Source organism: Neglectibacter sp. CSJ-5 (assembly GCF_032490475.1).
GTDB classification, from domain to species: domain Bacteria; phylum Bacillota; class Clostridia; order Oscillospirales; family Acutalibacteraceae; genus Hominenteromicrobium; species Hominenteromicrobium mulieris.
In genome coordinates, this window is the sequence record NZ_JAVYJC010000010.1 from 36,502 (window position 1) to 56,694 (window position 20,193).

Here is a 20,193-nt window from a genome sequence, read left to right on the forward strand (position 1 = left end):
CATTTTGGCGCTGCCCGACAATTTTCGTGCATTTTTTTGTTGCAATCCGGTGTGTTTCGGACTATACTAAATAGTAGAAATCAACAAATGGAGGTTGATAAAATTGAAAAAGAGAATATTTGCGCTGTGCAGCGCCTTGCTGCTCAGCCTGACTGTGTTCGCGGGCTGCGGATCAAAACCGACGGAGGAGAGCGCCGCAAGCGAGCCGGAAGCGACTGCCACGGCTGCTGCTCCGACGGCAGAGGCGGAATCTTTCGCAGCAGAGAGCACCGCAGAACCCACGGAAGCACCTTCCACGGAACCGGCGAATGTGAACCTGCTCACCGGCCTGCCGACCTTAACGGACGGCGCCATCGGCAAACGTCCTGTCGCCGTGATGGTGAATAACGTAGACGCCGCCCTGCCGCAATATGGCATCTCCGCCGCAGATCTTATTTTTGAGTTACCGGTGGAATACGACCTGACCCGTTTGATGGCCGTTTATGGGGATTATACCCAAATTCCCGAGGTTTGTTCCATTCGCAGCTGCCGATACTATTATCCGATTTTGGCGGTCGGGTTTGATGCGGTTTACGTGCATTGGGGAATCAATCCTACTGTTGCTGTGGATACAATTAATAGCATGGAAATTGATCATTTTGATGGCGATTCTTACGGATCTGGTAAGTACTTTGGGCGCGATAAAGATCGTCTCAGTGCTGGCTATGCACTGGAACATACTGGTGTGTTCTACGGTACAAAGGTGCCGGAAATGCTGGAAGATAGCAATGTTCGTACCGATTTGAAGGAAGATAAGATGGGCACAGCGTTTAAGTTCGTTGAGATGGACAAAAATGCTGCTCCGAGCGGAGAGGATGCAAAAAATATCCGTGTTGACTTTGGCGCGAATTACAGTACATTCAGCTATGATGCAGACGAGCATGTGTACATGAAAAACTACCAGAATAAGCCGCATATGGACAGTAAAACGAATGAGCAGCTTCAGTTTGAGAATCTTATTATTTTGGAAACAAAAATTACACCATATCCAACAGATAGCGTCTTGAAGTATGTTGACTGGGAGGGCGGAAGTAACGCCAAAGGTTATTATATTTCTGAAGGTAAAGCCCAAGAAATCGCTTGGTCTAAATCTGATATGTATGATTACCTCAAGCTATATGATATAAATGGTAATGAATTGCAGCTCAATCGCGGTAAGTCCTACATTGCGTTCACCTATGCGGGAAACTGTAAGGTTGAAGGGTAAAAGTTAAGAAAACAGACAAAAAGAGCTATCTGACTTCTCTAACAGAAATCAGATAGCTCTTTATTCTTGGATAATCTAAAATGTTGTCATTTTGTTGTCACGGGGCAATTCCGTAACCCAAAGGTCCAGCATTTTCAAGGCTTTTCAGCCTTTCGGGTATTATTCAAACTCAACAATGCTAATATCCCAATGAAAATCGAAATGATCTCATAAGCCGTCATCGGCGCCACCTCCCTTCCTATGTATTCCGTTAAACCGGTATCATAAACTCGGGAGGCTACCTCTACGCTCCGCTCCGGTCGGCGCTAAGCAAGCACCCCAGACACTTAACGCCCTGTCATGGGTACTTTCCTTAAAGAGTACCCTAACATATATCATATGTTCTGCAAGAACAATTGTAATTTGAATCTTATTTTATAGACCCATCCCCTATAAATATTTTAATACATCAGATAAGTTATTAATTTCCATATCAGCTTTTTCACTCTCATCTCTTATATTCCACAAACTTCCTAATCCCTGTTTTACCCATATAGTTTTCATACCCAGCTGTTTTGCGGGTACAATATCATTATCAATACGGTCACCAATCATGACTGCATTCTCTGGCTTACAACAGCTTCTTTCCAATGCAATTTCAAATATGCGCCTATCAGGTTTTGAAACGCCTTCTTCTGCTGATGCGATAATCAAATCAATATATTTTCGTACTCCAAGATTTTCTAATCTCTCAGAAGTTCCTAATGATTGGTTTGCAATTACACCAATTTTATAAATTCTACTTAACTTTTTCAAACAATCTTTAGTATCTGTATACAGCCTCTCGTATTGCGATTCCCATTTAGGTAATTTCACCCCCAATTGCCTTGCTACCTCTAAATCTCCTTTTTTGTTTTCTTTATAAAACGACATGGCATATTTATAAATTTGCTCGTAAGTTAAACCTGATAAATCCGCTATCCTTTTCATCCTGTCTTCATAAACTTTGCTTTCATCAACCAATGTCGACCCAACATCAAAAAATAGCCATTTTATTTCGTCCTTTTTGGGGCAAAATCCTCTTTTTCTTGCTTCTTCTAGCAGTTTGGGTTGAATTTCTGGGTAAGTCCAATTAATCGGTAGTTCATCCATAATTGCTATTTTTTCAATTTCACTGTGAAGCTCTTTTTCAAATGTATGTATATCTGAGAAGAATAATTTTCCAAAAGTCTCCATTCCATCGAAATTATCTGGTGCAGTCACAGAATATATACAAATTGGAGTAATATCAAAAGTTATTGCTCCTGTTTCTTCATATAGTTCTCGTTTGGCTGTTTCAAGAATATCCTCACCATTTTCTCTATGTCCCCCCGGTGCCTCCCATGTATTTCTTTCCTTGTGCTTGCAAAATACCCATTTACCATTATATCTTGCAATAATAACTGCAAACTTCAGCATTGAATCATTAATACTATCATAAAAATTCACTTTCGTCATATAATGCTCCTTATTAGATTTCATCTATTTTCTTGCCATTATTGCTCTCACAAATAGAGCCAAACTAGAGCCATTTGATAAAACAAATGCCGGAAGCCCGCATAAATACAGGCTTTCGGCATTTTAGTCCGTTATTCAAATTCGATCGTTGCCGGGGGTTTGCCGGTGCAGTCGTAGAGGACGCGGTTGACGTGCTGGACCTCGTTGACGATGCGGCTGGTGACGGTTTGGAGCAGGTTCCACGGAATCTCGGCGGCTTCGGCCGTCATGAAATCGGTGGTGGTCACGGCGCGCAGGGCCACGGCATAGTCGTAGGTGCGCTCATCGCCCATAACGCCCACACTGCGCATGTTGGTCAGCGCGGCGTAGTACTGGCTGATGCTCTTATCGAGACCGGCTTTTGCAATCTCCTCGCGCCAGATGGCGTCGGCTTCCTGCACCATCTTGACCTTATCCGGCGTGACTTCGCCGATGATGCGGATGGCAAGGCCGGGGCCGGGGAACGGCTGGCGGCTGACGAGGTATTCCGGCAGACCCAGCTCGCGGCCGGCCTGACGTGTCTCGTCCTTAAAGAGGTCACGCAGCGGCTCGACAATCTCCTTGAAATCGACGTAATCCGGCAGACCGCCTACATTGTGGTGCGACTTGATGACGGTGCTTTCGCCGCCGAGGCCGCTTTCCACGACGTCGGGGTAGATGGTGCCCTGCGCGAGGAAATCGACGGCGCCAATCTTCTTTGCTTCTTCTTCAAAGACGCGGATGAACTCTTCGCCGATGATCTTGCGCTTTTTCTCCGGCTCAGATACGCCGGCGAGCTTATCGTAGAAGCGCTGGCGAGCGTTGACGCAGACGAAATTGAGCTCGAACTGGCCGTTCGGGCCGAAGACCTCGCAGACTTCTTCCATCTCGTTCTTGCGCAGCAGGCCGTGGTCGACGAATACGCAGGTGAGCTGCTTGCCGACGGCTTTAGAGAGCATGGCTGCCGCAACGGAGGAATCAACACCGCCGGAAAGGGCGCACAGCACTTTGCCGTCGCCAATCTTCTCACGCAGCGCCTTGACGCTCGTCTCGACGAAGGAGCCCATTTCCCAGTCGCCCTTGCAGCCGCAGACGTTGTAGACAAAATTGTGCAGCATCGTCTTGCCTTCCGGCGTGTGGAGCACTTCCGGGTGGAACTGGAAGCCGTAGAGGTTCTTTTCCGGCAGCTCGATGGCGGCGACCGGGCAGTTATCGGTATACGCGGAGATTGTGAAGCCTGTGGGCGCGGTCTCAGCGTAGTCGTTGTGGCTCATCCAGCAAATGGTTTCCGGGCTGACGTTCTCAAAGACCTTGGACTTGGTATCGACGTGAACCAGCGTTTTGCCGTATTCACGCTCCGGCGCCTTGCAGACATGACCGCCGAGCAGATGCGTCATGAGCTGGAAGCCGTAGCAAAGTCCGAGCACGGGGATACCGAGATCGAAAATCGCGGGATCAATGGTCGGCGCACCGTCGACGTAAACGCTGTTCGGGCCGCCGGTGAAGATGATGCCCTTGGGGTTCTGCGCGCGAATGGCGTCAAGACCCACGCGGTAGGACACGATCTCGCAGTATACATTGCACTCGCGGACGCGGCGTGCGACCAGCTGGTTATACTGTCCGCCGAAGTCTACCACGAGCACTTTTTCGTTTTGTGGCATATTACACCCTGCCTTCCTGAATTTAAAACGTTGGTTTAACGATTGAATACAGTTCTATTTTACTCCACTGTGACGGATTTTGCAAGATTGCGCGGCTTATCAATATCGCAGCCCTTCATGGAGGCGACATAGTACGCAAACAGCTGCATTGGGATGACTGAGAGGGAGGGGAGCATGAACGATGCGGTCTTCGGAATGTAGAACACCATATCCGTCTGCCCGGCAATCTCTTTTTTGTCTTCCGTCGCAACACCCAGCACGACAGCGCCGCGCGCCTTGACCTCTTTGATATTCGACATCATTTTATCAAAGAGGCGGGCATCGGTCGCAAGCGCGATGACAAGCGTGCCGTCTTCGATGAGGGAGATCGGGCCGTGCTTGAGCTCGCCCGCGGCGTAGGCTTCGGAGTGAATGTAGGAAATCTCCTTGAGTTTGAGGGAAGCCTCCAGAGACGCGGCGTAATCGACATTGCGGCCGATAAAGTACATGTCGCTCGCGTTGAAATACTTGGAAGCAAAGAACTGAATATTCTCCTTGTGCTTCAGCATTTCGTCAATCTGCTCCGGCAGCTTTTCGAGCGCCGCGATGTATGCACTGAGCTGCTCCTGCGTGAATTTGCCGAGCTGCTCGCCGATGTACAGCGCCAGAAGATAAATGACCGCAAGCTGCGTGCTGTATGCTTTTGTGGACGCGACGGAAATTTCCGGGCCTGCCCACGTATACAGCACGTCGTCCGATTCGGTTGCAATGGTGCTGCCGACAACGTTCACGACGGAGAGTACACGACAGCCCGCACGCTTCGCTTCGCGCAGCGCCGCCAGCGTATCGGCGGTCTCGCCGGACTGGCTGATGATGATCATGAGCGTGTTTTCGTTGAGGATCGGGTCGCGGTAACGGAACTCAGATGCAACATCCACTTCGACCGGGATGCGCAGCAGTTCTTCAAACGCGTACTTTGCCACGACGCCCACGTGGTACGCCGTACCACACGCCACGATGTTGATTTTTGTGAAGCGGCGCAGCTCCTCGGCGGTCAAGGTGATGTCATCAAGCACGATGTGCCCGTTGCGGATACGCGGTGTAATGGTATCACGCACGGCTTTCGGCTGCTCGAAGATCTCCTTCATCATGAAATGCTCAAAGCCGCCCTTTTCGGCCGCTTCAATATCCCAATCGATGTGCTCAATCTCTTTTTCGACCGGCTCGCCGTCTGCATTATAGAACTTCACGCCGTCGCGGGTGAGCTCTGCAATTTCGTTATCTTTTAAGCGGCAGATCTCACGCGTCTTTGATAAGATCGCGGGAATGTCGGACGCGATGAAATTTTCGCCCTGCCCGATGCCGACGATGAGCGGGCTGTCCTTGCGTACCGCGTAGATGCAGTCCGGGTGGTCGGCACTGATGATGCCGAGCGCATAGCTGCCCTCCACCTTGGAGATGACCTTTTCAATCGTCTCCAGAATGTCGCCCTTATCGTAGTATTCGAGCATCTGCGCGACAACCTCCGTATCGGTTTCCGATACGAACTGTACGCCGCGGCGCATGAGGTGCTGCTTGAGGTAGAGGTAATTCTCGATGATGCCGTTATGCACAACGGCGAAACGACCGCCCTCGCTCACCTGCGGGTGCGAGTTCACATCGCTCGGTGCGCCGTGCGTCGCCCAGCGCGTGTGGCCGATGCCGAGCGTACCGGTCAGTGCTTTGCCGCCGTCCAACAGGTCGCTCAGCACACGCAGCCGGCCTTTCGATTTTACAACTTTCAATCCGTCTTCCGAGAAGACTGCTACACCTGCGGAGTCATATCCGCGGTATTCCAACTTTTCCAACCCCTGCAAGAGAACGGGTACTGCCTGATCGTTACCGATATAACCGACGATTCCGCACATATCCTAAACCATCCTTTCAGAATTTACAATTCAAAATTGGTTATTCTCTGTACAGTGAAAATATAACTGTATTTAATGATTTGTATGCAAAGTAGGGGAAAGCAGGCGGCTTGGGGCTGCCTGCTTTCTTAGAATATCTTAAATTAGCGATACATGATGTCTTCGCGGGCAGGGCCGTTCGAAACCATGCAGACCGGAACACCGAGGTGCTTTTCAGCAAACTCGACGTAATGACGTGCGTTCTCCGGGAGATCCTCGAACTTTTTGATGCCGCGGATGTCGCATTTCCAACCCGGGAGCTTCTCGAAAATCGGCTTGCAGCGCTTGAGCTCCGTAGTGGTCGGGAAGTAATCAATCTGCTTGCCGTCGAGCTCGTAGCCGACGCAGACCGGAATCTCATCGAGATAGCCGAGTGCATCAAGTACGGTCATGGCAACGCCGGTTGCGCCCTGCACCTGGCACCCATAGCGGGCTGCAACGAGGTCGAGCCAGCCGACACGACGCGGACGGCCGGTGGTAGCACCGTACTCGCCCTTATCGCCGCCGCGCTTTCTCAGCTCTTCCGCTTCATCGCCGAAAATCTCGGAAACGAACTCGCCTGCGCCGACAGCGCTGGAATACGCCTTAACGACCGTGTAAATCTCTTTGATCTCATACGGCGGGATGCCGCCTGCGCCGACAGCGCCGAAGCCGGCGACCGGGGAGGAGGAGGTGACCATCGGGTAAATGCCGAGGTCCGGGTCCTTCAGGGAGCCGAGCTGACCCTCGAGCAGAATGGTTTTGCCTTCCTTAACGGCGTTATGGAGAATGGTGAATGTATCGGCCACATACGGCGCGATGAGTTCCTTGTACTCCATGAGCTTTGCGTAGATCTCTTCGCGGTCGAGCGGCTCTACCTTATAAAGGTCGGTGTAGAGTACATTCTTGAGATCGAGCACATGGTCAATCTTCTCCATCAGGTCCTCTTTGCTGCCGAACAGCTCGCTGACCTGAAAGCCGATCTTTGCGTACTTATCGGAATAGAACGGTGCGATGCCGCTCTTGGTGGAACCAAAGGACTTAGAAGCCAGACGGGCTTCTTCCATGCCGTCCAGTGCCTTGTGGTACGGCATAACGATCTGGCAGCGGTTGGAGATGAGGATGTTCGGCATCGGAACGCCCTGCTCCGTTACAGCCTTGAGCTCGTCGATGAAGTTTTCAACGGAGAGCGCAACGCCGTTGCCAATGATATTGAGGATGTTCTTTCTAAAAATACCGGAGGGCAGCTGATGCAGAGCAAAGCGACCGTAATTGTTGATGATCGTGTGGCCGGCGTTGCTGCCGCCCTGAAAACGAACAACGATATCGGAATCTTCTGCCAGAATATCGGTGATTTTGCCTTTTCCTTCGTCGCCCCAGCAGGCGCCGACGATTGCTTTTACCATAATAGTTCAAGCCTTTCTAATATATATATTTATTTCCTCCCAAAGCCGTTTAAAACGGCGGGGTGAATTACAGATTGATCTCTGCGGTCTCTGTTTCGGTGTCTGCATAGCGATCGAGGATCGGCTTTACGACATCGTGAAGGAAAATTTCGGTCTGGCGCGGTGCGCGGCCGACATACTTGTGCGGGTCTACGATGCCCTTGAGCTCGTCGAGCGTGACGCCGAAGATCGGGTCGTTTGCGATGCGCTCCAGAAGGTCGTTTTCACCGCCCTCTTCCTTAATGACCTTAGAGGCTGCCATGGAGTGCACGCGCACGTGTTCGTGCAGCTCCTGACGGTCTGCGCCGCGCTTTGCGGCGTCCATCATGATGTTTTCCGTCGCCATGAACGGCAGCTCGCGGCGGAGGTGCTGCTCGATGACCTTCGGGTAAACCACAAGGCCGTCCGCAACGTTCATTACAAGGTTCAGGATCGCGTCGGTCGCAAGGAAAGCTTCCGGCACGCTGATGCGCTTGTTCGCGGAGTCGTCCAGCGTGCGCTCAAACCACTGCGTAGAAGCGGTAATCGCCGGGTTCAGCGCGTCTACGACAATGTAGCGTGCAAGGGAGGCGATACGCTCGCTGCGCATCGGGTTGCGCTTATACGCCATGGCGGAGGAACCGATCTGGTTCTTCTCAAACGGCTCTTCCACTTCCTTCAGGTGCTGCAGAAGACGGATGTCGTTCGAGAATTTTGCGGCGCTCTGCGCGATGCAGCTCAAAACGTTCAGCATCTGGCTGTCAAGCTTACGCGGGTAGGTCTGTCCGGAGACGGCAAAGCAGCTCTCATAACCCATTTTCTCGGCGATTTTCGCGTCGATCTTTGCGGCCATTTCATCGTTGCCGTCGAAAAGCTCAAGGAAGCTTGCCTGTGTGCCCGTGGTGCCCTTGGAGCCGAGCAACTTCGCTTTGCTGATCTGATACTCCACGTCTTCAAGGTCCATCAGAAACTCCTGCATCCACAGCGTGGCGCGCTTGCCCACGGTGGTCGGCTGTGCCGGCTGGAAGTGGGTGAAGGCGAGCGTGGGCAGGTCTTTATATTCTTCCGCAAAATGGGAAAGAATGCGGATGACATTGACGAGCTTCTTCCTAACAATCTTCATGGCTTCCGTCATGATGATGATGTCGGTGTTGTCGCCGACATAGCAGCTTGTTGCGCCGAGGTGGATGATGCCGGCAGCCTTCGGGCACTGCTGGCCGTAGGCATACACATGGCTCATCACGTCGTGGCGCACAAGGCGCTCGCGCTCTTCGGCGACTTCATAGTTGATGTCCTCGGCGTGTGCCTTCAGCTCATCGACCTGTTCCTGCGTGACCGGCAGACCGAGTTCCATTTCACTCTCTGCAAGGGCGATCCAAAGGCGGCGCCAGGTCTTGAACTTCATGTCCGGCGAAAACAGGTACTTCATCTCTTTGTCGGCATAGCGGGAGGACAGGGGGGATTCATACGTATCTCTCATGTTTATCTTTTCCTTTAATCAAATAAATAACAAACGGAGAATGCGGCAATAAACCGCGTAAACGGAGCCTCCGCGTTTTCGGGGACTCCGTTTCGTTATATGATTTACAGTCAGTTCAGGCCGATGCGCTTCATCATTTCGGCATAAGCCTCTTCCACACCGCCCATGTCGCGGCGGAAACGGTCCTTATCGAGCTTTTCATGGGTATTGATGTCCCAGAAGCGGCAGGTATCCGGGGAAATCTCGTCTGCGAGGATAATCTCGCCGTCGGAGGTCTTGCCGAATTCGATCTTGAAGTCGATGAGGTCAACGCCGATGCTCTTGAAGAACTCCAGCATGAGCTCGTTGACCTTCAGAGCCATCGAGCTGATCTTATCAATCTCCTCCTGCGTTGCAAAGCCGGCAGCGAGGATATGGTAATTGTTGACCATCGGGTCGCCGAGATCGTCGTTCTTGTAGCAGAACTCCAGGACCGGTACGCGCATGGGGGTGCCTTCCTCAAGGCCGAGGCGCTTAGAGAGACTGCCGGCTGCCTTGTTGCGGACGATGACTTCGAGCGGAACGATGCTGACCTTGCGCACGACGGTGTCGCGGTCGGAAAGCTCTTCTACAAAGTGGGTCTTGATGCCGTGCTTTTCAAGCAGCTGGAACATGAAGTTGGACATACGGTTGTTGACAACGCCTTTGCCGACGATGGTGCCCTTCTTGAGGCCGTTGAACGCGGTCGCGTCATCTTTATAGGAAACGATGCAATAATCCGGGTTCTCCGTTGCGTAAACTTTCTTTGCTTTGCCCTCATAGAGTAATTCGGTCTTCTGCATAATACATTACCATACCTTTCTTCATTGAGCGTTTGGCGCGGGCGAAAAGCCGAAAACGGCAAAATTTTCTCCCGTGCATTATCATACACTTTAATTCTATAGAAAAGTGCACCGAATGTCAATCTTTTTCCGAAAACCGCCGTGCAAGAATTCGTACAATTTCAGGGTATGAGACGAAAGAATACTGGTGCTTTTACAACAAAAGAAAGTGAACTTGCAGAATTGAAACAGGTTTCCTTCAAAATTCATCGCTTTGCGGTGCTGAAACTTTTTTGAAATTTTTCGCAAAAACATATTGAAAACACGAAAAACCTGTGGTAAAATGTAAGCGTTTTCAGGAAACGGGCAAAAAGGCCCAAAAGACCGAAGGGAGATCTTTTTGCAGGATTTAAAGGTAAAAACTGCGTTTCCTGTGCTTTTCTTTTTTTCAATCTATTTTCTAAGGAGCGATCGTTATGTCTTATGTAAGCGAACAGCTGGAACACCTTAAAAAGCTTAATTCCAATGAGCCGGAATTCATTCAGGCTGCAACGGAAGTTCTCACCACTTTGGAGCCGGTCATTGAAGCAAACCCGCAGTATAAAGCTGCCGGTATCTTGGAGCGTCTCACCGAGCCGGAGCGCCAGATTATGTTCCGCGTGCCGTGGGTTGACGATAACGGCAAGGTTCATGTGAACCGCGGCTACCGCGTACAGTTCAACTCTGCGATCGGTCCGTATAAGGGCGGTCTGCGTCTGCACCCGTCCGTTAACCTTGGCATCATCAAGTTCCTCGGCTTCGAGCAGATTCTCAAGAACTCCCTGACCGGTTTGCCCATCGGCGGCGGCAAGGGCGGCTCCGATTTCGACCCGAAGGGCAAGAGCGACCGCGAGATTATGGTGTTCTGCCAGAGCTTCATGACCGAGCTTTACAGACACATCGGCGCTGATACGGATGTACCGGCGGGCGATATCGGCGTAGGCGGCAGAGAAATCGGCTACCTCTACGGTCAGTATAAGAGAATCCGTAACTGCTATGAAGGCGTTCTCACCGGCAAGGGTCTCACCTACGGCGGCTCCCTCGCCCGTACGGAAGCGACGGGCTACGGCCTGCTGTACTTCACCGATGCGATGATGAAGAAAAACGGTATGGATATTAAGGGCAAGACCGTTGTTATCTCCGGCGCCGGCAACGTTGCAATTTATGCAACCGAAAAGGCACAGCAGCTCGGCGCTAAGGTTGTTACCATGTCGGATTCCACCGGCTGGATCTACGACGCGGAGGGCATCGACCTCGCAGCTGTCAAGGAGATCAAGGAAGTTAAGCGCGCACGTCTCACCGAGTACAAGAAGTACAGACCGAACAGCGAGTACCACGAGGGTAGGGGCGTTTGGACGGTTCCGTGCGATGTGGCTCTGCCGTGCGCAACGCAGAACGAGCTGAACGAAGAAGATGCGAAGACGCTCGTCAAGAACGGCGTACAGGTCGTTGCCGAGGGTGCGAACATGCCGTCCACCATTGAGGCTACGAATGTCTTCCAGCAGGCCGGTATTCTGTTTGCACCGGGCAAGGCTGCAAACGCAGGCGGTGTAGCGACTTCTGCTCTTGAGATGAGCCAGAACAGCGAGCGCCTCTCTTGGAGCTTTGAAGAAGTTGACGCAAAGCTGAAGGGCATCATGGAGAACATCTTTGCAAACGTAGACGCGGCTGCCGAGAAGTACGGCCACCCGAAGAATTATGTCATGGGCGCAAACATCGCGGGCTTCGTGAAGGTCGCAGATGCTATGCTCGCACAGGGCATTGTCTGATCCTGATTTGATTTAAAACAGAATAAAGCTTAAAAAGGCGCTGTGTGGTTTAAAACCTGCACGGCGCCTTTTGCTTATTAAGGAAGTCATTCTAAACGATGGAGGATGGAATAACACAAACAAAATTTTTCACAGCGGGATGAAAAAGTAAATACGGAAAATAAAAAAATGGACACCGAAACGATGTCCATAATTTTATCGACCAGTTCTTTTATACTGCTCTTGTAACCTTGCCGGAACGCAAGCAGCGGGTGCAGGCGTATACACGCTTCGGTGTACCGTTAACAAGTGCCTTTACTCGTCTGATATTCGGTTTCCAAGTTCTGTTGGAACGTCTGTGGGAGTGGGAAACCTTGATGCCGAAGGATACGTCCTTTCCGCAAATTTCACATTTAGCCATCTATCTGCACCTCCTTAAAGTGCCTAATTCTTCATTGCAACGTTAGTATTGTAGCAGAAACGAACGCAAAATGCAAGATTTATTTTTAAAAATGGGAACTAAATTTTGAAAAAACTCGCTTTTCCGCATCTTTTACTAAAACGAAAAGTTGTTCACAGAATGTTTTTACGGAAAAGAATTGTTTTTTCGTCCTCTATGCTTTATAATTCTATAAGGTATATCCGAAACCGTTTTCGGGTGCACCCCACAGAAAGAGGTGTTAGATTTGCTTTTTAATTCGATCATGACCTTGCTGCGCGGCGGCTCTGTTGATCCGCTCGGTGTTATCATTCAGATTTTAGCCACGCTCGTCATTGTTTTCCTTGCGCTGCCGCTGCACGAGCTTGCGCACGGTTGGGTGGCGTACAAGCTCGGTGACCCTACCGCAAAGTATGAGGGCCGCTTGACGCTGAACCCGCTTGCAAGCATTGACCCGATGGGTGCGATGTTCCTTTTGCTTTTCGGCATCGGTTGGGCAAAGCCCGTGCCGATCGACAGCCGGTATTTTAAAAATCCGCGCTCCGGCGTGGCACTCACGTCCCTTGCGGGCCCGGCGGCGAACCTGCTTGCCTCTTATGTCGGCTGCGTTATTTATTATGCCATTGCGGCTTTTGCGCCGTACAACGCGTTTGTGCATTACATTTTACTGTTCTTCAGCTATTTTTCGTTTATCAACGCGGTGCTGGCGGTCTTCAACCTTGTGCCGCTGCCGCCGCTTGACGGCTCCAAAATTCTGGCGGCGCTGCTCAGCGACCGCGCACGCTACAAGTTCTACCAGTACCAGAACATGCTCTCCATGATCGGCATGCTGCTCATCGTTTCCGGCGCGCTCACGGGTCCGCTGAGTGTGCTTGAAAATGCCGTATACGGCGGTGTAAGCTGGCTTGCGGCGTTGCCGTTCCGTCTGGTCGGCGTATTGTGATCGTGTATGAACATGGAAAAAACGGAAACACTTTCCTATAAGCTCGATGTGTTTGAGGGTCCGCTCGACCTGCTGCTCAACCTCATCGCGAAAAACAAACTCAATATCTACGATATTCCCATCGCAGAGCTTTTAGAGCAGTACATGGCGCAGATTCACGAGATGCAGGCGGCAGATATGGACGTTGCGAGCGAATTTCTCGAGATGGCGGCGCGTCTTGTGCACATCAAAAGTGTTTCGCTGCTGCCGAAAAAGGAAGAGGAAGCGGCATTGAAGCAAGAGCTGACCGGTCAGCTGCTTGAATATCAGCAGTGCAAGGAAGCGGCCATGCGTCTGCGCGAGCGGTTTTCACTCGACGGCATCGTGCGTGCGCAAGCGGATATTCCCGCAGATCTCACCTATAAGCGCCATCATAAGCCGCAGGAGCTGCTTTCGGCGTATTTGTCGATGCTCGGAAAAAAGAAGCCGCCGGAGCCGCAGAAGCCGGAGGACACCATCTCAAAGCTCATCACGCGCCGTGTGGTCTCCGTGGCTTCGCAAATTGTTTTCGTGCTGCGCAGCCTGTGGAAAAAGCGGCATGTGTCGTTAAAAGAGCTGTTCCGCGGCAAAAACGATCCCTCGGAGCGCGTGGCGGCGTTCCTCGCCGTTTTGGAGCTTGTCAAGGACAAGCGATTGCGCGTGGACGGTGACGGCGAAGACTGCGAGATCAAACTGACGAACGGAGGCGAGTAAGCTGAATAAAAAGAAAATGCTCGGCATGATGGAGGCAATCTTATTCGCGTGCGGCGACCCGATCGACATCGATAAGCTGGCGCAGGCGCTTAACACCGAGGAAGAGAACGTTCTGGAGCTCAGCCGAACGCTTCAGGCGAAATACAATAAGGAAGAAAGCGGCATCCATTTGCTGCAATTAGACCACACCTTGCAGTTTGCCGTGAATCCCGCGTTTTTGACACCGGTGCGCACAGCGTTAGACCTCAGAAGCAGCGCGCCGCTCTCGCAGGCGGCCATGGAGGTGCTGGCGGTCATCGCATATAATCAGCCTGTCACGAAAGCGTTTGTGGAGCAGGTGCGCGGCGTGGATTGCTCGGGCGTCATCGGCAGCCTGGTGCAGAAAGCGCTCATTGAAGAGCGCGGGCGACTCGACCTTCCCGGTAAGCCGCTATTATACGGCACGACGGAAAATTTCCTGCGCTGCATGGGCATCCGCTCGCTTTTGGAGCTGCCGCCTTTGCCGCAGGAGGAAGAAACCGAAAACGCACCTCAAAACGACGGGGCAGACAAAGCATGATCGTTTTATGGATTCTGCTCGGGCTCATCGCTCTGCTCTTTCTTCTGCTGTGCATCCCTGTGCGGTTCAATCTGAACTATAACGGAGAGGCGACCGTTTTTATGCGGTATCTCTTTTTAAAATACCGCGTGCTTCCCGCACCGGAGCCGAAAAAAGAGAAGAAACCAAGCGAAAAAAAGTCTGAAGAAAAAGCCAAGGAGAAAAAGCCGAACCCGCTTTTGCGGCAGGTGAAAAAATATAAGGAAGCCGAGGGACTTACGGGGCTTTTAACGCTCGCGAAAGATTTGTTAAAGGCCACCGGCACGCGCTTTGGAAAGCTTTTAAGGCACATAAAGCTGAAAGATTTCGACCTATACGTGCTCGTCGGCGGCGAGAAAGATGCCGCCGAAATTGCTATCCTATACGGAGAGGTGTGCGCGGGCGTGTACCCGTCTGTGTCGGTCTTGCTCGGCTTAACAAACTGCAAGTCGCCGCATGGACGTGTTTCCGTCGATCTCGATTACAGCGTGAAGGAACCGAAGGTTTTATGTACGGCAAGCGGCGCGGTGCGTCCGCTGTTCGTCGTGCACCACGGGGTGCAGTTTATACTGCGCACGATATTGCCGTTTTACAATAAATTTCAAAGTGCCGGAAAGCCTGCCGTAAAATCCGCAGCGCCGGCAGCAAATAAAAAGGAGAGAACAACATGAGTGAAAATAAGGTCAACAACCTGCTCGGCGTTTCCATGGATAAAATCAAGGAAATGGTGGACGTGAACACCGTTATCGGCGATCCCATCACCGCGCCGGACGGCACCACGGTCATCCCGGTTTCGCGTGTGAGCTACGGCTTTGCAGGCGGCGGCTCCGACCTGCCTTCTAAAGCGCAGCCGGAAAAGGGCCTCTTTGCCGGCGGCAGCGGCGCGGGCATTACCATTCAGCCTATTGCGTTTTTGGTAATTTCGAACGGCAATGTGCGCATTTTGCAGATTGAGCCGTATGTTTCGTCTGTCGATCGCGTTGTGGCGAGTGTGCCGGACGTAGTGGACAAGATCGCCGGACTTTTCAACAAGGATAAGAAAGACAAAGAGGACGAGGATATTTCCCTGCCCCCGCAGTATTGATTGTATAATCCGGCCGCCTGCCGCGTATACATGCCGTGGCAGGTGGTGATTTTTGCGAAAGATACTTTGTGTTTTGCTGGCGGTCGTTTTTGTGTGGGGCAGTCTGCCTGTTTCGGCGGAGACGGCGGAGTCCGTAAGCGTTTCGGCGTATGCCGCCGTACTGTATGAGCCCGTGAGCGGCACGGTCTTATTTGAAAAGAACAGCCGCGAGGTACTGCCCGTTGCGAGCACGACGAAAATCATGACGGCGCTGTTGGCATTTGAAAGTGAGCATAGGGGTGATCCCGTGACGATCACGCCGGAAATGATAAGCGTGGAGGGCTCCTCTATGGGGCTGCGCGCCGGGGAGGTGCTTGCACTCGGCGACATCGCCCGCGGCATGATGATGGCTTCCGGCAACGATGGTGCGAATGCGATAGCGCTGTATCTGTCCGATTCGGCGGAAGCATTTTCCGAGAAAATGAACGCGCGCGCCGCAGAGCTCCATATGATGCAGACGCATTTCGTCACGCCCTCGGGGCTCGATGCCGAGGGGCACGGCTCCACGGCGTATGACATGGCGCTGCTTGCCGCAGAAGCGATGCAAAATGAAGAGTTTGCCGCGGCGGTGGGGCAGACGACGCTTTCCGTGCCGTTTATTTCGCCCGAAAAAACCGTGCGGTATGAAAATCACAACCGGTTACTAAAGCTGTATCCGGACTGCACGGGCATCAAAACGGGCTTTACGAAAAAGGCCGGGCGCTGCCTTGTGTCTTCCGCAGAGCGGGACGGCGCACGGCTCATTTGTGTGACATTAAATGCCCCGGACGACTGGAACGACCACATGAATTTGTACGATTACGGCTTTGCACAGCTTGCAGAGCGAACATATACGGCGGGTTTTCAGCCGATTTCGCTTCCCGTTGTCGGCGGTGAAAAAGAGTGCATAAGTCTCACGCTCCAAACGCAGGAAAGCGCCGTTTTGCCGAAAGATGTGACGGTCACGGCGGGGTGCATTCTGCCGCAATTTGTGTATGCGCCGGTAGAAAAAGGCGACGTGATCGGCTGCGTGCGATACAGCGTGAACGGCAAGGTTCTAAAGGAAACACCGCTTGTTTCAAGCGAAGATTGTGCTTTGCAAAAGGATGAACGCACATGGTTTCAAAAGTGGTTCGCTCGCTTTTTTAGAAGCACAAGCTTTATAAATTGAGAGATACAGAGAAAGGTTTTGAACTATGGCTAAAGATACAAGACTGCAAAAGATGCTTGCGGAGTGCGGCATCGCTTCGCGCCGCAAGGCGGAGGAGATGATCGCGGCGGGGCGCGTTGCGGTCAACGGCGTCCGCGCGCAGATCGGCGACAAGGTGGACGTGAAGAAAGACAAGGTTACCGTAGACGGTCAACGCGTGCAGACCGTGGACGAAAAGGTGTACATAATGGTGCATAAGCCGCGCGGCTATTTGACCTCCATGTCCGACGACCGCGGCAGAAAGTGCGTTAGCGAGCTTGTAGAGGAGCTGCCTGTGAGATTATTCCCCATCGGCCGCCTCGATAAAGACTCCGAGGGTTTGCTGCTCATGACAAACGACGGCGATTTTGCAAATCTCATCGCGCACCCGTCTACACATGTGCCGAAGGTGTACCGTGTTACGGTGCGCCCCGGCGTAACGGAAGAACAGCTGACGCGTCTTGCGGTCGGTGTGGAAATCGACGGCAGAATGACCGCCCCGGCTTCCGTGCGTGTTTTGGAGCAGCAGCCCGGCCGCGTGGTGCTGGAATTCGTGCTGCATGAGGGCCGCAACCGCCAGATCCGCAACATGTGTGAAGCAGTGGGCCTTGAAGTGGCCAGACTGAAGCGCACGGCCATCGGCGCGGTGAAGCTCGGCATGCTGCCGCAGGGGCGCTTCCGTGACCTGACCCCGGACGAAGTGCGCAGATTACGCGCCGCCGCACAGAAAAAAGGAAACGCGCAGAACACACAGCGCGAGGAGGAGAAACAAAATGCTGCAAATCGTACCAATGGCGGAAAAAACAGAAGAAGCCGCCCTGCTGGCAAAAACAGAGGGCGCACCCGATAACGGCCGTGTGCTTGTGATGACGGATGGCGAAGAAACGCTCGGCTATGTCGTCGTCGCGCTTGAAGACGATACGCTTGTGTTCTACGGCTTTTCCGTCTCCGGGCAGACCGATTTCACAAAAGCAAAGCCCGACCCCATGACGACTTTTGTGCTCGATACACTTATGCGCTCCGCCGCGTCGTTCGGCGAGACGAACGGCATGAATCACATCCGCACCGCATTCCCGGATTTTTTTGATTTCTTCAAGCAGCGCGGGTTTACGGTTGCGGAAGATCACGCCGAAGCGTCGATGAGCCTCATCGTGCATTACGAATAAACCCCAAAATGCCGCAAAGCGAAACCTCTTTATGCGGTATTGCCTCAAAATTGCCGCGGGCTGCTGCCTGCGGTGTTTTGTTTTTTCCGAAAATTCCGATTTTCGCCCGCGATAGGTTGCATTTTCCGGCTTAAAATGGTAAAATATCTTGATAGAATTAAAGTCGGGTACTATGTCCTCTGTGAGGAACACAAAATATCCCGAAAAACATAGACAGAATTTTAGAAAAGAGATGATCCTATGCTGAAAAGCATGACCGGGTACGGCCGCTGCGAAGAAACCGTCAACGGCAGACACATTACGGCGGAGCTGAAATCGGTCAACCACAAGTATTTTGAGTTTTCTCCCCGTGTGACGCGCGGCTACGGATTCCTTGAGGATAAGCTGAAAACCTACGTGCAGAGCCGTGTGGCACGCGGTAAGATCGATTTTTATTTGAGCATTGAGACACTGGAGGACACGGATGTCGTCGTCAGTGTGAACCACTCGCTTGCCGCGGGTTATATTGCGGCGTTCCGCGAGCTTTCCGAGCGCTACCATCTGCCGGACACCGTTACCGTCAATTCTCTTTCGCGCTACCCCGATATTTTTTCCGTGCACAAGGCGCCGGAGGATGAGGAAGCCATTTGGGCAGACGTGAAGCAGGTCGCTGAAAAAGCGGTGGACGCGTTTATTCAAATGCGCGAGACGGAGGGACAGCGCCTTTACGAGGACGTCATGTCTCGTGCAGAGACGATTTTAAACATCGTCGGGCAGATTGAAGAGCGCTCCCCGGAGACCGTCACGGAATACCGCGAGCGTCTGGAAGCAAAGCTGCGCGAGGTACTGAATGACACCACGATTGACGAGCAGCGCATTTTGACCGAAGCCGCCATTTTTGCGGATAAGGTCGCCGTGGCGGAAGAAACCGTGCGTCTGCGCAGCCATTTCGACCAGCTTAAGGCATTCTTGAGCGCCGAAGAGCCCTCCGGTCGAAAAATGGATTTTCTTGTACAGGAAATGAACCGCGAAGCGAATACGATCGGCTCGAAGGCCAGCGATTCCAAGATCGCCTACATGGTGGTGGATATCAAGGCCGAGATTGAAAAGATCCGCGAGCAGATCCAGAACATCGAGTAAGGAGCGTTTATTATGCAGCTTGTGAACATCGGCTTTGGCAACATGATTTCCGCAGAGCGCATGATCGCCATTGTCAGCCCGGAATCCGCGCCGATTAAGCGCATCGTGCAGGATTCAAGGGAACGCGGCGCCTTGATCGATGCCACGTGCGGCAGAAAAACGCGCACCGTCATCATCATGGACAGTGACCATGTGGTGCTTTCCGCTTTGCAGCTGGAGACCGTTGCAAACCGCTTTAACACCGGCGAAAAAGCAGAAGACCCCGTTGAAGCGGAAGCCCCGAATGTATAAATAACGGAAAAGAAAGGAATGTTTCCGATGAAAAAAAGAGGACTGCTTGTTGTCGTTTCATCGCCCTCCGGCGGCGGCAAGGGGACCATTTTAAAAGAATTGTTCCGCCGCAATGAGAATCTTAAAATGTCCGTTTCCGCCACCACGCGCGCTCCGCGCCCGGGGGAGGAACACGGCGTGCACTATTACTTCATCACAAAAGACGAGTTCAAAACGAACATCGAAAACCATGCGATGCTCGAATATGCGGAATATTGCGACAACTTCTACGGCACGCCGAAAGCGCCGATTGAAAAGTGGCTTGAGGAAGGGCACGATGTCGTGCTTGAGATTGAGGTGCAGGGCGGCAGACAGATTAAAAAAGTCGCGCCGGACTGCGTGAGCCTTTTCATCCTGCCGCCGTCCTTAAAGGTGCTTGAAAAGCGTCTGCGCGGCAGAGGCACCGAAACAGAAGAAGTTATAGAGAAGCGCCTCGCTGCCGCGGCAGACGAGATCCGCTGCGTAAAAGATTACGATTACGCCGTCATCAACGACACGGTCGAACAGGCCGTGCTTGATATAGAAGCCATTTTAGCCGCGGAGAAGCTGCGCGTTTCCCGCGAAAAAGATATAGCAGAAAGGATCCTGAACCATGCTTAAACCGTCCTGTAACATCATTAAAACCCCGCACAAGAGCTATTATTCCGTTGTCATCGCCGTTGCAAAGCGCGCAAGAGAAATTACACAGGAAGCGGAAGACAACAATGAAATCATCGTTGAAAAGCCGGTTGATTTGGCCGTGCAGGACTTCGTCGATGAGAAGTATAAGATCATCGAGCCGGACGAGATTGACGGCTAAT

Annotated in this window: 21 protein-coding genes; 14 read left to right on the forward strand and 7 right to left on the reverse strand. The window is 52.2% G+C overall.

What is annotated here, in order from left to right; translation table 11 throughout:
- The first annotated feature begins 103 nt into the window (after positions 1-103).
- Positions 104-1,246, forward strand: coding sequence for a DUF3048 domain-containing protein (locus R2K26_RS14420; RefSeq protein WP_316523253.1), 1,143 nt, complete (start codon positions 104-106; stop codon positions 1,244-1,246).
- A gap of 429 nt (positions 1,247-1,675) precedes the next feature.
- On the opposite strand, the gene R2K26_RS14425 is transcribed toward R2K26_RS14420, so the two are convergent.
- The 6 genes from R2K26_RS14425 to purC form a co-directional block, all read right to left on the reverse strand.
- The gene (locus tag R2K26_RS14425) at positions 1,676-2,722 is read right to left on the reverse strand and encodes an HAD-IA family hydrolase (protein ID WP_316523255.1); all 1,047 of its coding nucleotides are present in this window, start codon (positions 2,720-2,722) and stop codon (positions 1,676-1,678) included.
- Positions 2,723-2,853: 131 nt separating this feature from the next.
- Positions 2,854-4,401 carry a glutamine-hydrolyzing GMP synthase gene (gene guaA, locus R2K26_RS14430; protein ID WP_316523258.1) on the reverse strand — a complete coding sequence of 516 codons (1,548 nt, stop codon included), beginning with the start codon at positions 4,399-4,401 and terminating at the stop codon, positions 2,854-2,856.
- A gap of 59 nt (positions 4,402-4,460) precedes the next feature.
- Positions 4,461-6,287: a glutamine--fructose-6-phosphate transaminase (isomerizing) gene (gene glmS, locus R2K26_RS14435; protein ID WP_316523260.1), complete on the reverse strand. Its 1,827-nt coding sequence runs from the start codon at positions 6,285-6,287 to the stop codon at positions 4,461-4,463.
- 143 nt (positions 6,288-6,430) lie between these two features.
- Positions 6,431-7,711 (reverse strand): adenylosuccinate synthase, encoded by a 1,281-nt coding sequence (locus R2K26_RS14440; protein ID WP_316523262.1) that lies wholly within the window; start codon positions 7,709-7,711, stop codon positions 6,431-6,433.
- Between the two features lie 67 nt (positions 7,712-7,778).
- Positions 7,779-9,209, reverse strand: coding sequence for an adenylosuccinate lyase (gene purB / locus R2K26_RS14445; protein WP_316523264.1), 1,431 nt, complete (start codon positions 9,207-9,209; stop codon positions 7,779-7,781).
- Positions 9,210-9,319: 110 nt separating this feature from the next.
- The gene (purC, locus tag R2K26_RS14450; RefSeq protein WP_176821349.1) at positions 9,320-10,030 is read right to left on the reverse strand and encodes a phosphoribosylaminoimidazolesuccinocarboxamide synthase; all 711 of its coding nucleotides are present in this window, start codon (positions 10,028-10,030) and stop codon (positions 9,320-9,322) included.
- 455 nt (positions 10,031-10,485) lie between these two features.
- On the opposite strand from purC, the gene gdhA reads away from it, so the two are divergent.
- Entirely contained in the window at positions 10,486-11,817 is a 1,332-nt protein-coding gene (gene gdhA, locus R2K26_RS14455) for an NADP-specific glutamate dehydrogenase (RefSeq protein ID WP_316523267.1), read from the forward strand.
- 211 nt (positions 11,818-12,028) lie between these two features.
- On the opposite strand, the gene rpmB is transcribed toward gdhA, so the two are convergent.
- On the reverse strand, positions 12,029-12,217 hold the full coding sequence (rpmB, locus tag R2K26_RS14460; protein WP_176821351.1) for a 50S ribosomal protein L28: 189 nt from the start codon (positions 12,215-12,217) through the stop codon (positions 12,029-12,031).
- A gap of 256 nt (positions 12,218-12,473) precedes the next feature.
- Here rpmB and R2K26_RS14465 point away from each other — a divergent pair, with 256 nt between their 5' ends.
- The 12 genes from R2K26_RS14465 (at position 12,474) to R2K26_RS14520 (ending at position 20,192) form a co-directional block, all read left to right on the forward strand.
- Positions 12,474-13,178 (forward strand): site-2 protease family protein, encoded by a 705-nt coding sequence (locus R2K26_RS14465; RefSeq protein WP_316523270.1) that lies wholly within the window; start codon positions 12,474-12,476, stop codon positions 13,176-13,178.
- A gap of 6 nt (positions 13,179-13,184) precedes the next feature.
- Positions 13,185-13,910, forward strand: coding sequence for a segregation/condensation protein A (locus tag R2K26_RS14470; protein WP_316523271.1), 726 nt, complete (start codon positions 13,185-13,187; stop codon positions 13,908-13,910).
- Between the two features lie 25 nt (positions 13,911-13,935).
- A complete protein-coding gene (scpB, locus tag R2K26_RS14475; RefSeq protein WP_316523273.1) occupies positions 13,936-14,469 on the forward strand; it encodes an SMC-Scp complex subunit ScpB in 534 nt (177 codons plus the stop codon).
- Positions 14,466-15,158: a hypothetical protein gene (locus tag R2K26_RS14480; RefSeq protein ID WP_316523274.1), complete on the forward strand. Its 693-nt coding sequence runs from the start codon at positions 14,466-14,468 to the stop codon at positions 15,156-15,158. The genes scpB and R2K26_RS14480 overlap by 4 nt, the downstream gene beginning before the upstream one ends.
- The gene (gene ytfJ / locus R2K26_RS14485; RefSeq protein WP_308448730.1) at positions 15,155-15,571 is read left to right on the forward strand and encodes a GerW family sporulation protein; all 417 of its coding nucleotides are present in this window, start codon (positions 15,155-15,157) and stop codon (positions 15,569-15,571) included. The genes R2K26_RS14480 and ytfJ overlap by 4 nt, the downstream gene beginning before the upstream one ends.
- 52 nt (positions 15,572-15,623) lie before the next feature.
- Positions 15,624-16,760, forward strand: a complete 1,137-nt coding sequence (locus R2K26_RS14490) for a D-alanyl-D-alanine carboxypeptidase family protein (RefSeq protein WP_316523275.1) — start codon at positions 15,624-15,626, stop codon at positions 16,758-16,760.
- A gap of 25 nt (positions 16,761-16,785) precedes the next feature.
- Positions 16,786-17,628 (forward strand): pseudouridine synthase, encoded by an 843-nt coding sequence (locus R2K26_RS14495; protein WP_176821355.1) that lies wholly within the window; start codon positions 16,786-16,788, stop codon positions 17,626-17,628.
- Complete coding sequence (locus R2K26_RS14500) at positions 17,552-17,944, forward strand: hypothetical protein (protein WP_316523276.1); 393 nt, start codon at positions 17,552-17,554, stop codon at positions 17,942-17,944. The genes R2K26_RS14495 and R2K26_RS14500 overlap by 77 nt, the downstream gene beginning before the upstream one ends.
- A 240-nt stretch (positions 17,945-18,184) precedes the next feature.
- On the forward strand, positions 18,185-19,063 hold the full coding sequence (locus tag R2K26_RS14505) for a YicC/YloC family endoribonuclease (RefSeq protein ID WP_308448726.1): 879 nt from the start codon (positions 18,185-18,187) through the stop codon (positions 19,061-19,063).
- Between the two features lie 12 nt (positions 19,064-19,075).
- Positions 19,076-19,354 (forward strand): extracellular matrix/biofilm regulator RemA, encoded by a 279-nt coding sequence (gene remA, locus R2K26_RS14510; protein WP_176821358.1) that lies wholly within the window; start codon positions 19,076-19,078, stop codon positions 19,352-19,354.
- 27 nt (positions 19,355-19,381) lie between these two features.
- Positions 19,382-19,993: a guanylate kinase gene (gene gmk / locus R2K26_RS14515; RefSeq protein ID WP_396897262.1), complete on the forward strand. Its 612-nt coding sequence runs from the start codon at positions 19,382-19,384 to the stop codon at positions 19,991-19,993.
- The gene (locus R2K26_RS14520; protein WP_176821360.1) at positions 19,986-20,192 is read left to right on the forward strand and encodes a DNA-directed RNA polymerase subunit omega; all 207 of its coding nucleotides are present in this window, start codon (positions 19,986-19,988) and stop codon (positions 20,190-20,192) included. The genes gmk and R2K26_RS14520 overlap by 8 nt, the downstream gene beginning before the upstream one ends.
- Position 20,193 lies beyond the last annotated feature (1 nt).